Source organism: Serratia sp. PL7, assembly GCF_945957435.1.
The window spans coordinates 25,132-39,616 of record NZ_CAMFLB010000040.1 but is presented as its reverse complement, the minus strand read 5'-3'; the positions used below and the strand labels follow the sequence as shown (position 1 = coordinate 39,616).

The 14,485-nt window shown below is 44.5% G+C and carries 14 protein-coding genes and 1 pseudogene; 10 read left to right on the top strand and 5 right to left on the bottom strand.

What is annotated here, in order from left to right; genetic code table 11:
- From N6G83_RS51300 to N6G83_RS51270, 8 genes and pseudogenes are all read left to right on the top strand, one after another.
- Positions 1-410, top strand: a pseudogene (locus tag N6G83_RS51300) (hypothetical protein); the annotation flags it as partial.
- Between the two features lie 355 nt (positions 411-765).
- Entirely contained in the window at positions 766-1,206 is a 441-nt protein-coding gene (locus tag N6G83_RS54875; RefSeq protein WP_001044498.1) for a hypothetical protein, read from the top strand.
- A gap of 15 nt (positions 1,207-1,221) precedes the next feature.
- Positions 1,222-2,166, top strand: coding sequence for an ankyrin repeat domain-containing protein (locus tag N6G83_RS51295; RefSeq protein WP_001062023.1), 945 nt, complete (start codon positions 1,222-1,224; stop codon positions 2,164-2,166).
- A 177-nt stretch (positions 2,167-2,343) separates the two neighbouring features.
- Positions 2,344-2,748, top strand: coding sequence for a hypothetical protein (locus N6G83_RS51290; protein WP_012139001.1), 405 nt, complete (start codon positions 2,344-2,346; stop codon positions 2,746-2,748).
- Positions 2,745-3,968: a relaxase/mobilization nuclease domain-containing protein gene (locus tag N6G83_RS51285; protein WP_000677821.1), complete on the top strand. Its 1,224-nt coding sequence runs from the start codon at positions 2,745-2,747 to the stop codon at positions 3,966-3,968. The genes N6G83_RS51290 and N6G83_RS51285 overlap by 4 nt, the downstream gene beginning before the upstream one ends.
- A gap of 188 nt (positions 3,969-4,156) precedes the next feature.
- Positions 4,157-4,429, top strand: a complete 273-nt coding sequence (locus tag N6G83_RS51280; RefSeq protein ID WP_000377562.1) for a hypothetical protein — start codon at positions 4,157-4,159, stop codon at positions 4,427-4,429.
- 49 nt (positions 4,430-4,478) lie between these two features.
- On the top strand, positions 4,479-4,865 hold the full coding sequence (locus N6G83_RS51275) for a hypothetical protein (RefSeq protein ID WP_016239769.1): 387 nt from the start codon (positions 4,479-4,481) through the stop codon (positions 4,863-4,865).
- A gap of 26 nt (positions 4,866-4,891) precedes the next feature.
- Positions 4,892-5,212, top strand: coding sequence for a hypothetical protein (locus N6G83_RS51270; RefSeq protein ID WP_016239768.1), 321 nt, complete (start codon positions 4,892-4,894; stop codon positions 5,210-5,212).
- A 145-nt stretch (positions 5,213-5,357) separates the two neighbouring features.
- Here the strand turns inward: N6G83_RS51270 and N6G83_RS51265 are convergent, their stop codons facing one another.
- Positions 5,358-5,783 (bottom strand): hypothetical protein, encoded by a 426-nt coding sequence (locus N6G83_RS51265; protein ID WP_004114857.1) that lies wholly within the window; start codon positions 5,781-5,783, stop codon positions 5,358-5,360.
- A gap of 983 nt (positions 5,784-6,766) precedes the next feature.
- Here N6G83_RS51265 and N6G83_RS51260 point away from each other — a divergent pair.
- Complete coding sequence (locus tag N6G83_RS51260) at positions 6,767-7,333, top strand: helix-turn-helix domain-containing protein (protein WP_016239675.1); 567 nt, start codon at positions 6,767-6,769, stop codon at positions 7,331-7,333.
- An 89-nt stretch (positions 7,334-7,422) separates the two neighbouring features.
- Here N6G83_RS51260 and N6G83_RS51255 read toward each other — a convergent pair whose 3' ends face one another.
- The gene (locus N6G83_RS51255; protein WP_004114867.1) at positions 7,423-7,998 is read right to left on the bottom strand and encodes a hypothetical protein; all 576 of its coding nucleotides are present in this window, start codon (positions 7,996-7,998) and stop codon (positions 7,423-7,425) included.
- A gap of 11 nt (positions 7,999-8,009) precedes the next feature.
- A complete protein-coding gene (locus tag N6G83_RS51250; RefSeq protein ID WP_260524298.1) occupies positions 8,010-9,464 on the bottom strand; it encodes a tyrosine-type recombinase/integrase in 1,455 nt (484 codons plus the stop codon).
- Positions 9,465-9,623: 159 nt separating this feature from the next.
- Between N6G83_RS51250 and mutS the strand changes: the two genes are divergently transcribed.
- Entirely contained in the window at positions 9,624-12,185 is a 2,562-nt protein-coding gene (mutS, locus tag N6G83_RS51245; protein WP_211136463.1) for a DNA mismatch repair protein MutS, read from the top strand.
- Positions 12,186-12,421: 236 nt separating this feature from the next.
- On the opposite strand, the gene rpoS is transcribed toward mutS, so the two are convergent.
- Together rpoS and nlpD are read right to left on the bottom strand one after the other, a co-directional pair.
- Complete coding sequence (gene rpoS / locus N6G83_RS51240) at positions 12,422-13,420, bottom strand: RNA polymerase sigma factor RpoS (protein WP_024484093.1); 999 nt, start codon at positions 13,418-13,420, stop codon at positions 12,422-12,424.
- 54 nt (positions 13,421-13,474) lie between these two features.
- The gene (nlpD, locus tag N6G83_RS51235; RefSeq protein ID WP_186529476.1) at positions 13,475-14,455 is read right to left on the bottom strand and encodes a murein hydrolase activator NlpD; all 981 of its coding nucleotides are present in this window, start codon (positions 14,453-14,455) and stop codon (positions 13,475-13,477) included.
- Between the last annotated feature and the right edge of the window lie 30 nt (positions 14,456-14,485).

The window sequence follows — 14,485 nt, the reverse complement described above, 5'->3', positions numbered from 1 at the left end:
ATATTCATCTTAAAGACAGTTCAAAAATTGTATTCACGAACATTACATTTAAATCAATTGAGCTGTTGTCGTTACTTATAAAGCAAAAAAATGAATTTGAGATAAGTGATAAGTGCATTATCACACCAACAAATGCCGACGTTAAAAAATTAATTTTACAACTAAAGAAACTGACAGACATTAGTCATGTTTGGTTTTACATAAACAGTACATATCTACTGACTCACTATGCAGGAAGACTGCTAATTAAATGGTTAATATGTTATGATATAAAAGTTGATATAGAATCACTAAAAGAACGCTACTTCTATGAAGAAATCCTCCAGGAAAAATCACAGAGAGAGCAAAAGGTTTTACGAACAACGATTCAACCAGTTACCTGTAAAGCAATTACAAAAAAAAGATTATGAATTGAATCTGCCTGAACACTCTCCCCTTGGCTTTAACCTTTAGTTAGATAGCCAAGGGACGCTAACATCATTAATTTAATACAAAGCCCCACATTGCACCTTAGCACTTTGAGAAATTTATTTTTTAAAACACCCTCATCGCCAATTCATACAATATCAATTACTACTCTCAAACCAAATCAATCAAATAAAACACAGCACTTTTTGATAAAAATAATTAACAATGAAAAACAACACCTTATATGAAATATAATAAAAATATATCTATTTAATTAAATAAATATAAAAATATATTTGCATTTTGTTTATTTAATAATATATATTTCCTTTGTTAATTAAATAAAGGAGAACTAAAATGAATAAAACAAACTATCCAAGCCTGACTAACTATCTCGCCAAAACAAAAAAGAACGCAGATCTTTATAGATTATATAATCCACAATTTTCTTTTTTTTGCAAAAGTGACACTCAGGAGCAAAGATTTTATTTCGATTATTTCTCAAGACATATGGTCTCGAAGAGAAATATTTTAACCGTATTCTCTATCTATACATTCACCTCTTATAACATGAACAAAAAAGAGACAATAAAAAATTTCATTCGATTTCTCAAAACGACGAATGAAAGTACATTCCATAATGCTTTTTCATTTCGCGGTGGTAACATTTTGTATGTAAGCAACAAAAACATGTTGAAAGAGATCTCATGGTTTTCACTCGCTCGAATTTACGAAGACATTAAAAAAATAAAGGAATATAAAACCAACCATGACAACTATATCAGATTAGTCGCTTAACAGAGGAGAAAAATTATGAATAACAACGCAATAAATGCATTACTCTCTTGTAAAACTCCAAAAGACATTCAGGCTTGCATTAATGCAGGCTCCGATATTAATACACTGGATTCGTTTGGAAGAAATATACTGTTTTACTGTAAAAACCCAAGAATGATTGACACTCTGGTTAAAGCAGGAATAGATTTTAACCATGCTGACAACTATGGTCACAATGTTTTGTTTAACCAGCGAAATCCTCACATACTGAAAAAATTGATTGATTCCGGCGTAGATATACACCACAAAAATGGTCTCGGCCAAACCTGTTTATGCTCGTTAGCTGATAATATATCCTGTTGCAAAACCCTGATCAATGCTGGAATTAATGTCAACAATGTGGATAAATGCGGAAGAACAATACTTTTTTACGTAAAAAATCACTCTATCTTTGATTTGATGGTACAGGCCGGTTGCGATATAAACCACAGAGATAACCAGGGTCACGGTATTTTTGAAATTTGCTATTCATTAGGCGATTTCAAAGCCAAAATGCTCATTCGTCATATTAGTATGAAGGATAGCAGTCCAGTAATTTTCAACTACCTCAACAGCGAAAGTCTGCAGATAATGGATTTGCTTCAGAAGAAAAACCTTAACTTTACTATCTCTGATAACTGCCAGGTTTATCTAAGTGCCAATGAAAATGAAATGAGCTCTTTCTTCAGCGAACTAAAGAAGAAGACAGATATCAGCAACACACATTTTCGCCATATTGTACTGCGAGGTTATGATTTACGCGGGGACATTGAAACAATTAAATGGTTTATCCGCAATGACATCAAAATAGATAAAAAACAACTGGAACAGCATATTCGACATGATGAGATTTGTAAATATATAGCAGAACATGAGAGAAAGAAACTTAGCGAAATTATGAAACAAACAATATCTTTAATGCCAGTAAAACGTAGATTGTAACCTCCGCTCCTCCTCACTGTCATAATGAATTTAATATGAACCCTATTTTTACCCAGAGCAGATTACCTAATTAGCAATCTGCTCCACCTATCTTATTTATAAATTTCGACACTGCCTTGACTTATTTTACCAATGCGCTAACTGTAGATCATGAACACATTTTAAAAAAGGTTAGATATGCATAAAAATGAAAGTAAAGAAGATCTATCAAGAAGCTCAAGAAGAGGTAAATTCCATACAGCAAAATATTCACCTAATGAAGTTCGAACTCACTGCGTCAGCGTTCGGTTAAACGAAGAAGAATTATCTATTCTCGATAGTAAAAGAGGCCCTTATAAAAAAGGGGAATGGCTAAGAATGGCATCCCTCAACAAACTCCCACCGGTATTACCTGAAATCAATCGTGAAGCATGGGTTAAACTCGGCAACCTTTCACAGGATTTAAACCGCCTGCTGAATCATCTCGACAGCAAAAGCCCTGACAGCGAACTGACCCGTACAGAACTCTTCGCCCTGCGCAGACAAATCAAAACTCTCAGGGATCACCTTATTCCATCAACCTTTCTGGAGCAAGACCAGTGAAAGGCATGCAGAAAATAAAGCGGGGTAAACAGTTTGCAGGTGTGGTTCTCTATAGCCTTAAGTCAGGATCTCACCACAAAATCACGCCTTATATTATCGGTGGCAACATGACGGGAAGCACTGCTGCTGAACTTATCAGTGAATTTGAAGGCACAAGACTACTGCGCCCCGGTGTCGCCAAACCTGTCTGGCATAATTCGCTTCGCCTGCCAAAGGGAGAAACACTGTCAGTCAGACAATGGGCGGCATTCGCTGACGATTATATGACCCGGATGGGATTCACTGAAACCCATCTTCGCTGCTATATCATGCACGATGATTCGGACGGGCAGCATATCCATATAATAGCTAACAGAATTAACATGGTCGGTGGGAAGCTGTACCTTGGGAAAAATGAAAATCTTATCAGTACCCGGATTATCAGCGAGCTGGAGAAAGTCCACAAACTCACTCAAACCACATCTGCAATCAGTAGTCATAGTCAGGAGAAAAGAAAGCCTTCCCGCAACGAGCTGATGATGGCTGAAAGAACGACAACTCCCTGCCCCAGGTCCACTCTGCAGAGCCTGATTGATAATGCGTTAACCGGCCGCCCTGATTTGCTGACTTTTATCGCTATGCTGGAAAAGGTAGACGTCAGCTGCAAACCCAATATCGCCTCAACGGGAAAAATGAACGGCTTTTCATTTCAGTACCAAGGTATTGCCTTTAAAGCCTCTCAATTGGGTAAAAAATATGGCTGGTCTTCCCTGCAAACATTGATTGATTTCGTACCGGAACATCTGACTTTACTGAAACAAGCACAAAAGCCAACAGTACCTGCACCTGTGCCATTAACAGTGCCAATGCCAGTGCCAATGCCATCATGCGAGTCTGAAGAACAGGCTGCAAACCGGGAAACGATTCTGGAGAAAATCCATCAGCTTGAAGAAAAAATTCGTCTGGAAAGACAACAGGAGACAGTGGGTATCATTCAGCTCAGGAGCAAGCTGCACAATACAACCCGTCAGATACCCCGCCAGCGTCGCCTGAAGGCGTGGCTTGTATTGCTCGGCCATATTGTGGCACTTCTCAGGCGCAGGGGCATGTCTCTGTTACATGCCACTGCACATTCTTTCCACCAAATCCTGCACCTGCATCTTCTGACACCCTGTCATTCCATGACAACAAATCCCATTAAAGAACAATTAGTTAAAAACAACCCCCATCCTGCACCATAAGTTAAACAGTCCATACTTTAGTAATAGTCAACAAAATATTGATCGTTTATATAGATCGATAAACTAGTTATGATAGTTAAAACCTATCATCTAAGATCCATCGATCGGTACAAGCAATTTTACTAAAGCGGATCATTCATCGAAAATGTTCAAAAATACATCACTTTAAATCAGGCCACGGAGTCATGATGGATAGTAAAACGATTAGCTGCCCCTTCTGCTTTACACAAAGCCCGCACGGCGTGAGGATTTGCAAAGGTTGCCATGCAAAAGTGGCCTATGGTGAAAGTCCGCTCAGTGTGGCATTCCTGTTTCAATTCGTGGCATTCGGTCTCGCCTGGTTAGTATTTTCATTGACCGGTAGCACTCCTGTCTCAGTCATTACATTTTTTGCCAGCGTCATTATTCTTATCTGCATAATTAAAAAGAAATATGCAGACAGAGTTGTTTTTATACGGTGATATTAATTTCGCACCACCGCAAACATAAAAAATTAATATGGGAGAACTTATGAACAGATTCATGATTTCTGTTTTTTTTATTTCTGCATTCCTTATTTCTGGTTGTTCAATATCAGGCAACCAGCATCTAAAAAAAGAAACATCACAAAGTCTGCAGTCGAAGATTATCAAAAATAAAACAACGAAATCAGAAATCATTACCGCATTAGGTGAGCCGGAAACCAAAACTACACTTGATAGTGGCAATGAAGAATGGACTTATTCCATGGATAACAATCAGTTTGATGCCACCACATTTATTCCCGTGATTGGACTGCTGACAGGGGGTTCACAGACGCAGGCCAAAACGCTGGAAATCGAATTTAAAGGCGAAACGGTCAGCAAGTGGACGTTCTCTGAAAACAACAGCAAGATGAAAACCGGTCTTATTCAATAACGTACTCTACAGTCTGGGATTATTTTATGAAAACATATGCATTTACCACACTCATTGCGTCCATTTTTTTGCTGAGTGGCTGTACCGGTGAACCGTCTGAGCAGGATATTTACACTGCGATGAATAAGGTCGTGGAGCAGACGAATGCCATCGTTAAATCCATAGCAGGTAAAGATGTCCCGAAAGACGCACTGCGGGAATTAAAATCTGTCAAAAAGCATGACTGCGTGAAAGTATCGGATAAAAGCTATAAATGCAATGTAACAGCTGTTGTCGATAACGAAAAACGCACAGCGGCAGTCACGCTGGTCAAAACGGATGATGGCTGGCAGGTCGTTGACAAGTAAGACCACAGTAAAACAATCCCGCCAGGCAGGACACCAAACCGGTGGCTCCTGCCTTTTTAATACTCGATTATGACCTGCCGGAAACGCCAGCTCCATTTCTCTCCACCATTCAGCATCCCATTCCTTGTACACGCTGCTGCCGCTATCAAAGTCTTTTCCTGATCACTGAGCCTGGCGGAGTATAAGCCAGAGAGCCTGCAATGCGTTTCTTTTCATACTGAGCCAGCAAATCAGCATAAATATGCTCTGCTTCGTCCAGATTGCCTGAAATATAATTCACAAGTGAATTCAGGCAATGCAGCAATGTATTGCTGTTTGCAAGCTTCCTGAGCAGAGTTGTGTTCAGGGTTGAAACGACTCCTGTAAACATCTGCATAATATTATCAACATGATAACATGAATTGCGATACTGCGCCCGTGAATAAAAATACTTCAGATGATACCCGGCGAAGAGAACATAAAGTTTTTTGTAAAAGACATTGTTATTAACGCTGTTGTGATGATGGGTTATAAATTTATCAACAACATGTATAAACTTTTCCTCCTGAGATAAAACATCAATAGCACTCATAACTTTCTCCATTTTTTGTTTTTATAATTAAGTACTATCATCTTCAAAAATAAAATCAATAGTAATTTAAAAATATTTTTATAAAACAATATTTATTCTATCCTCACTTAAAACAGCTTTCACTGTGGAGATATTGAGTCCTCCAGATTGCATTACTATTTCATATTTCAATTATCTGAGTCATTTCCATATTTCAGATAAAAAAACCACAGGAATATTTTTGAGAGCGTGCTACGCACTGGCTTACGCCCCGACTACCGATAAATGTTAATTATTTTTACCAAACCGGTGAAAACCATAATTTTGTTTCCCTGGCAGCGCCGCTGAGTGCCCACAGCACTCACTCGCTGAAGCAGAAAGGTTTTTTTCCGAAGGGTCCCGGCGTGAGCCGTACTCAGCAAATGGGCAAATCATGTATCTGTGTTCTCTTTCCCGATCAACTCAGCCTCCTGATTTTTTGCGCGAAGCGTATTTGTAATGACAGTTAACCTCAGGTCTATGAACTCGTGCGCGAAGCGTATTTATACTTACAGAAAATACTGTAGTAATGTTCTGAAGCCCAATGGCGCAACACACAGTTGCGCAGGCTTCACTTAAGAAATGATATTATGTAAGAAAAACAATAATAAAAGTGTTTTCATCAGGTACACCAAGGCCTTGAGTATCGTTCTAATGCAAAACTGTGGTTTCTTATTTCTTTATCACTCTTTTATCTTGCAGAACACAATTGAAAATTAACCAATAAAATCAAATAATTAAACAAACCCTGCCGTTATTAATTTCAGAACCAAAAATCATTAATTACATAACAGGTGATGGTGAAATTTAGCACCCCTTGTTTTAAATTTGATAACCAACCATCTCCCACTAAATAACAACCGTAAAATCTCAAAGTAAATACAATTAAATAATACTACCAACCAAGTTGACAAATAAATTAAATGTGCCATATATGTAATCACAACAATAAAAAAGGAGCCATCATGTCAATCACAAGCGTTGTATTAACTAAAGAACAAAAGTCCATTATTGCAGAAGCATTAGAGGTTATGCCCGAAGATCTGGAAGAAATAAAGATTAAAGCAAATAGCTATAAAAAAACGTCATTCAGAGACGATTTCTCAATGATATTCAAAGGCAATATGGCCACACTCGCCAGGATGGATTTGACGCCCACAGCGTTTAGAATTGTACTTTATCTCTTCTCAGTAATTGATTATGGAAATATTATCCCTGATTTTTCACAGTCACGTATAGCCAAAGATCTTGGGCTGAATAAATCAAATGTCTCACGCGCATTCAAAGAGTTATTTGAGAGAAAAATACTTATTCGTGACGCCATAGATAACCAAGTATACCTTAATTCAAACTTGTGTGTTAAAGGAATCCCTCGTCGTTTCAATGAAGATCTGATGGATAAATTTAGAAAGTCCAGACTGGAGACAGAAGACTTTGCCAATTCGTTTAACTTTTATCGTGCAGGGAGTAAAACAAAGCCGGTTAAAAATCCCAAAAGAAGATATCCTACAGACGGCATTCCATTTGATTAAAATAATAAATAATGCTGTTGAACAATTTATACTTCCGCAAATGACTATTTCCCAATATAAATTCAATTTTATATTGGGAATGAAATTAATCATAAAATATCATTAAGTATATGACGTTCTTGTTCAATTTCACATGATTTAACCATCCCACTTAGTACACTAACAAAAACATCATTCCATTTCTGGCGCTCTCTCGAAGCATGCCAGTTCTCAAACAACACTTTCTCAAGAGAGATCCAAATAACTTCTGCACGAGAGGTATTTAATAGCTCCTTGAATACTTCGTCAGATACAGTAAGGGCATGAGAATAAATTTTATTATCAATAGTCCAGAAAGGCTCTGGCTTGGTAAAATCAGCCAAAGAAGCAAAAGCCAACCCACGGACCTGTGCTGCTTCCATTGTGCTGTTCACTTTATGATTATCCCGCCAGGTTTTTAAATCACCCAACAGATAATTTACGCGTTGATTTCTTGCTTTGCTATCTTCAGCCTGGTATTGGATATAAGCAGGGCCATTACCAGTCTGGCGATAACGAGCCAATGTTTTGACACTTACACCAAGGTAAAGGGCCGAAACTTCAGCACTCAGGGTTGCATCATCTGGCATACTACCAAATAGCCGCCATACTTCAGCATATTCCCTTAAAGTATCGATTGCACTCATTCCCTGTCCCCCTAATTTGTTGGCAATGGTTGATATTTCGCCGAAGCCAAAAGTGTATTATACAACTCAGGTACTGTCATCAGCATATGAAGCTCAATCCGTTGAAGTACCTCAAAAACTCGCTCGTTATCAGGCTCAGCATATCTTTCAGTAGGGTCCGTGGTATTACGGTGGTTAAGCAATCTTTTCACCACTGCATACGAAGTTAGTTCTTCTGCAACACGGCCAAAAGTTCTTCGCAGATCGTGCATTCCCAGCTTCATTATTCCAGCTTCCTGACAGATATACTCGCGCAAGCTTTTACTGTCAGAATAATGTCCAACCTTGCTTCGTGATGAACGAGCCGGAAAAACCCATTTGCGTTTATCTGCCCGTATTTCGGTATCGTTGACGATATCTCGTCGGTCTTCCAGAATTCGCTTTGTAGCATCACAGATTGGAAGCTCATGGTCGTTACGATTTTTCGTGTCGTAAAAGCGAATAACCCGGTTTTCGAGATCGACATAGCTTGTCGTTCTGACTTCCTCTTCTGTCAGGGCCTCTCGCCAGCACAGTGTTGCTGTCTCTTCTTTCCTGGCTCCTGTCAAAATGGTCAGCAACAGATAATCACAACCCAAACGATTAAAACCTCTCTTATTGTGTAATGCAGCTAGAAACCGTCCCAAAGTATCTTTGGGGGACAATGGATTTCGTACGCCCTTGGCACGATAGCTATCTTCCAGCTCAGATCGTGTTCTGAACTTCTTCTGTACCTTTAAAATTGAAAAAGGATTATAGGACAACGAAGGTTGTCGTTGCTGGGTCTGAGCATTCCCAGCTTCAATCTCGATTGCGTGTTTTACAGCAACATTGGCCCACCTAAAAGTCTGTTCTGCTGCTGTTCTGGCTCTTGAAGCAATCTCGTCAAACTTTCGAAGGATTTCATTACCAGTAAGATCCTTGATTCGAAGGTTTTGCCATTCTTTCAACCGATTCTCAGCTTTGTCTAACACATTGAGAGTGTTTGGTTTAGCAGGTTTGGTTCTGCCAAGTAAGTGACTCCTGTATTGGGCAAAAGCTTCACTCACGGTCAATTCAGCCAGATCGAGTTCCCTTTTAATCTTGTTGGGATTTCTCTTTGTTGCAATCATTGTCTGAACCAACTGCCGAGCTGCCTCACGGGCTTGATCGATACTCGGAAAATCGGACACATTCCCAACCTTTACTTTCAAGACAGAGCTTGGCTTCTTACCCTCACTGACATTACGATCTGAAGAGGCTACTCTTCGCTGGATTACATAGGTTTTTTTCGTCAAACTGACCTTCACACCGAAGCCAACGGGTGAATCTCGATGATCGTCAAAAACTATGTAAGGTTTTTGGTCAGGGTTGGCTTCGAAAACGACTTTTCCAGAGCTACTGAGCTCAGGCTTAACATTAATACTTAACTTGTTGATAATAAAAGCCTGATTGAGAGTTGTTTTCAAAGTATCACCACCATTTGTAACCCAAAGAAGGAGTACAACCAATCTATCACGCTTTGGGCTACAAGTGAGCTACAAATTTATGGGTTTATGTGGGTTTAAAGGGGTTTTACCTGGGGCCATATGAGCACTTGAAAGAATTAAAAAATGAGTAAAATCAATATGAATGAAGACATTGATAAGGACTTCTCTAGCCATACCCCCATGATGCAGCAATACCTGCGCCTTAAGGCGCAGCATCCGGAGATCTTGCTGTTCTATCGGATGGGGGATTTCTACGAGCTGTTCTATGACGATGCCAAACGAGCCTCTCAGTTGCTGGATATCTCGCTGACCAAACGCGGTGCCTCCGCGGGTGAACCCATCCCAATGGCGGGCGTACCTCACCATGCGGTGGAGAACTATCTTGCCAAGCTGGTACAGCTTGGGGAATCGGCCGCAATCTGTGAGCAGATTGGCGACCCAGCCACCAGCAAAGGCCCGGTAGAGCGTAAAGTGGTGCGCATCGTTACCCCTGGCACCATCACCGACGAAGCCCTGCTGCAAGAGCGCCAGGACAACCTGCTGGCCGCCATCTGGCAAGATGGCCGTGGCTTTGGCTATGCCACATTGGATCTCAGCTCCGGCCGCTTCCGCGTTGCCCAGCCAGAAGATCTTGAAACCATGGCAGCCGAGCTGCAACGTACCAATCCGGCTGAGCTGCTGTACCCGGAAAACTTCGAGCAAATGGCGCTGATCGAACAGCGCCACGGCCTGCGCCGCCGCCCGCTGTGGGAATTTGAGCTGGACACCGCACGCCAGCAGTTGAACCTGCAGTTCGGCACCCGCGATCTGACCGGCTTTGGCGTCGAGCAGGCCCATCAGGCGCTGCGCGCGGCGGGCTGCCTGCTGCAATATGTCAAAGATACCCAGCGTACTTCGCTGCCACATATCCGTGGCCTCACCATGGAGCGCCAGCAAGACGGCATCATTATGGATGCGGCCACCCGTCGTAATCTGGAAATCACCCAGAACCTGTCCGGCGGCGGTGAAAATACCCTGGCCGCCATCCTCGATCGTACCGTTACCCCAATGGGTAGCCGTATGCTCAAGCGCTGGTTGCATATGCCCACCCGCGACGTCCAGGTGCTGAACAACCGCCAGCAGGCCATCGCTGCATTGCAGCCATTGAGTAGTGAGTTGCAGCAACCTCTGCGTCAGGTTGGCGATCTGGAGCGTATTCTTGCCCGTTTGGCACTGCGCACGGCTCGACCACGGGATCTGGCACGTATGCGCCACGCCTTCCAGCAGTTGCCGGATATCCGCGCCCTGCTGGAAAACGCTGATGCACCACAGATGCAAAAGCTGTTGTCACAGGTCGGTCAATTTGACGAGCTACAGGCACTGCTGGAGCGCGCTATTGTGGAATCCCCACCGGTGCTGGTCCGTGATGGTGGCGTGATTGCTCCGGGTTATAACGAAGAGCTGGATGAATGGCGGGCGCTGGCCGACGGTGCTACCGACTATCTGGATCGCCTGGAGATCCGCGAGCGCGAGAAGCTGGGCCTGGATACGCTGAAGGTTGGTTTCAACGGCGTACATGGTTACTACATTCAGGTCAGCCGTGGGCAAAGCCACCTGGTGCCGATCCACTATGTGCGCCGCCAAACGCTGAAGAATGCAGAACGCTACATCATTCCCGAGCTGAAAGAGTATGAAGACAAGGTGCTGACCTCAAAAGGGAAAGCCTTGGCGATCGAAAAAGGGCTGTATGACGAGCTGTTCGATCTGCTGCTGCCGCATCTGGAACAACTGCAACAGAGCGCCGGAGCCTTGGCCGAGCTGGATGTGTTAGCCAACCTGGCGGAACGTGCCGAAACGCTGAACTACGCCTGCCCGACCATCACTGAGCAGCCCGGCATTCGCATAGTCGATGGCCGCCACCCGGTGGTGGAACAGGTGCTAAGCGAACCCTTTATTGCCAACCCGGTTTCCCTTTCGCCGCAGCGCCGTATGCTGATCATTACCGGCCCGAATATGGGCGGTAAAAGTACCTATATGCGGCAAACGGCGCTGATTGTGTTGCTGGCGCATATCGGCAGCTATGTACCGGCGGCGAAAGCCACCATAGGGCCGGTGGATCGCATCTTTACCCGTGTGGGTGCTGCAGACGATCTGGCTTCTGGCCGCTCAACCTTTATGGTGGAAATGACCGAGACCGCCAATATCTTGCATAACGCCACTGAGAACAGTCTGGTGTTGATGGATGAGATTGGCCGTGGCACCTCTACCTACGACGGGCTTTCTCTGGCCTGGGCCTGCGCGGAAAACCTCGCCAGCCGTATCAAGGCGATGACGCTGTTTGCCACCCATTACTTTGAGCTGACCACTCTACCAGAGAAAATGGAGGGCGTGGTTAACGTGCATCTGGATGCGCTGGAGCACGGTGATACCATTGCCTTTATGCATAGCGTACAAGACGGCGCTGCCAGTAAGAGCTATGGCTTGGCGGTAGCGGCACTGGCTGGCGTGCCGCGTGATGTGATCAAACGTGCGCGCCAGAAGCTGCGTGAGTTGGAGAGCCTCTCCAGCCAGACGGCGGCGGGTACGGTAGATGCCACCCAGATGACGTTGTTGAACGACGAGGTGTCACCGGCGGTAGAAGCGTTGGAGACGTTGGATCCGGATTCTCTTTCGCCACGCCAGGCGTTGGAGTGGATCTACCGGCTAAAAAGCTTGGTGTAAGGCTGTTCCATTGACTTGGGCATATGACCCCTCTCCCACAGGGAGAGGGGATTGTCCGAGTTCGTTATCAATTGCAGACACTGGCCTAACCACGTTACTCGTCATCTCTCTTTTACGGAAAAACAGAACGATCACCGTACCTGATGACAACACCGTCAATCGCAGCAAATCGCAGGCATAAAAAAACGGTGAGCGTCATCAACGCTCACCGTTCTTATTTTATGGCTATAACGCGTTTATTCGCGGAACAGTGCCTCAATACTCAGGCCCTGCATTTGCAGAATTTCACGCAGGCGGCGTAAGCCTTCAACCTGGATCTGACGAACACGCTCACGTGTCAGGCCAATCTCACGGCCAACATCTTCCAGCGTAGCCGCTTCATAGCCTAACAGGCCGAAACGGCGAGCCAACACTTCACGCTGTTTGGCGTTCAATTCGAACAGCCATTTGACGATGCTCTGTTTCATATCATCGTCTTGCGTGGTGTCTTCAGGCCCGTTGTCTTTCTCGTCGGTCAGAATGTCCAACAGGGCTTTCTCTGAATCCCCACCTAACGGCGTATCGACAGAAGTGATACGTTCGTTCAGGCGCAGCATACGGCTGACGTCATCAACCGGTTTGTCGAGTTGCTCCGCAATCTCTTCAGCGCTGGGTTCATGATCCAGTTTGTGAGAAAGCTCGCGCGCGGTGCGCAAGTAAACATTCAGTTCTTTGACGATATGGATCGGCAAACGGATAGTCCGGGTTTGATTCATGATCGCCCGTTCAATCGTCTGGCGGATCCACCAGGTCGCATAGGTGGAAAAACGGAAACCGCGCTCTGGGTCAAACTTTTCCACCGCACGGATCAGACCAAGGTTACCCTCTTCGATCAGATCCAGCAGCGCCAGGCCGCGATTGCTATAACGACGGGCAATTTTCACTACCAGCCTCAGGTTACTTTCTATCATGCGGCGGCGGGACGGCACGTCTCCGCGCAGTGCACGCCGCGCAAAATAAACTTCTTCCTCTGCGGTTAGCAGAGGGGAGTAACCGATTTCGCCCAGATAGAGCTGCGTGGCATCCAATACGCGTTGGGTAACACCTTGAGACAACAGCTCGTCTTCCGCCAAGTCATTCTCGCTGGTCTCTTCTTCTACCTGCGCTTTTTCATCGAATGACTCAGCCTCCATGGCGTTCTCATCGAAATCTGCATCGTCATGTAACTCGTTAACTTTCAGCGTATTTTGGCTCATAAAGCGGCTCCTACCCGTGATACCGCGAGCAGAATACAACGCATTCTGCCCAATCTATCGCTGCGGAAGATAACGCAGCGGGTTTACGGATTTCCCCTTGTAACGAATCTCGAAATGCAAACGTACTGAACTGGTTCCGGTGCTTCCCATCGTTGCTATTTTCTGCCCCGCCTTCACTTCTTGTTGTTCCCGGACCAGCATGGTGTCGTTATGGGCGTAGGCACTCAAGTAATCATCGTTATGTTTGATGATGATTAGATTACCGTAACCCCGCAAAGCGTTGCCTGCGTACACTACACGGCCATCGGCGGTAGCAACAATCGGCTGCCCACGGGAACCAGAGATATCGATGCCTTTGTTCCCACCTTCCGATGAGGAGAAGTTATCGATGATCTTACCGTCAGTTGGCCATTTCCAGGTGCTAACTGGGGCGCTGTTGCTGGCGGTGCTGCTCGCCGGAGGCGTAGCGGCTGGTGCGGTAACAGGAGCTGCGGCTGAGCCTGCCACAACGGCTCCTGATGCAGGTAACATTTTACCTACATTCTGTTTACTCGAGTTATCAGAATACGCGTTCGTTGATTGAGAATCAACCGTTGCAGTTTGTATCTGAGTGGTAGAAGGTGGTTTTGACACCGTACCATTCCCACCCGCTAACATCCCACCGCCGCCGTTGGCAGAACCGCTCCCCAGTTGCAGGGTTTGGCCGACTTCCAGGCTGTATGGCTGTGGAATATTGTTGCGTTGGGCCAGATCGCGGAAATCGTTGCCGGTGATCCAGGCAATATAGAACAACGTGTCGCCACGTTTAACGGTATAGGTGCTGCCACCGTTGTAGCTCCCTTTGGGGATCGAGTTATAGCTACGGTTGTAAACAATACGCCCCTGTGATGCATTGCCGCCACCGGCGTTAGCCGATGCCGCGGCTCCACCACCACCAACGCTGCTGATAGGTGCCGAAGTAGAATTTTTATCCGAACAACCCACTAACCAAACACTTAACATCGTACACACCGCAACTCGGCGTAAAGAACTCATTGGGCTTCCCGTGCTCATGCTTCCCCCATG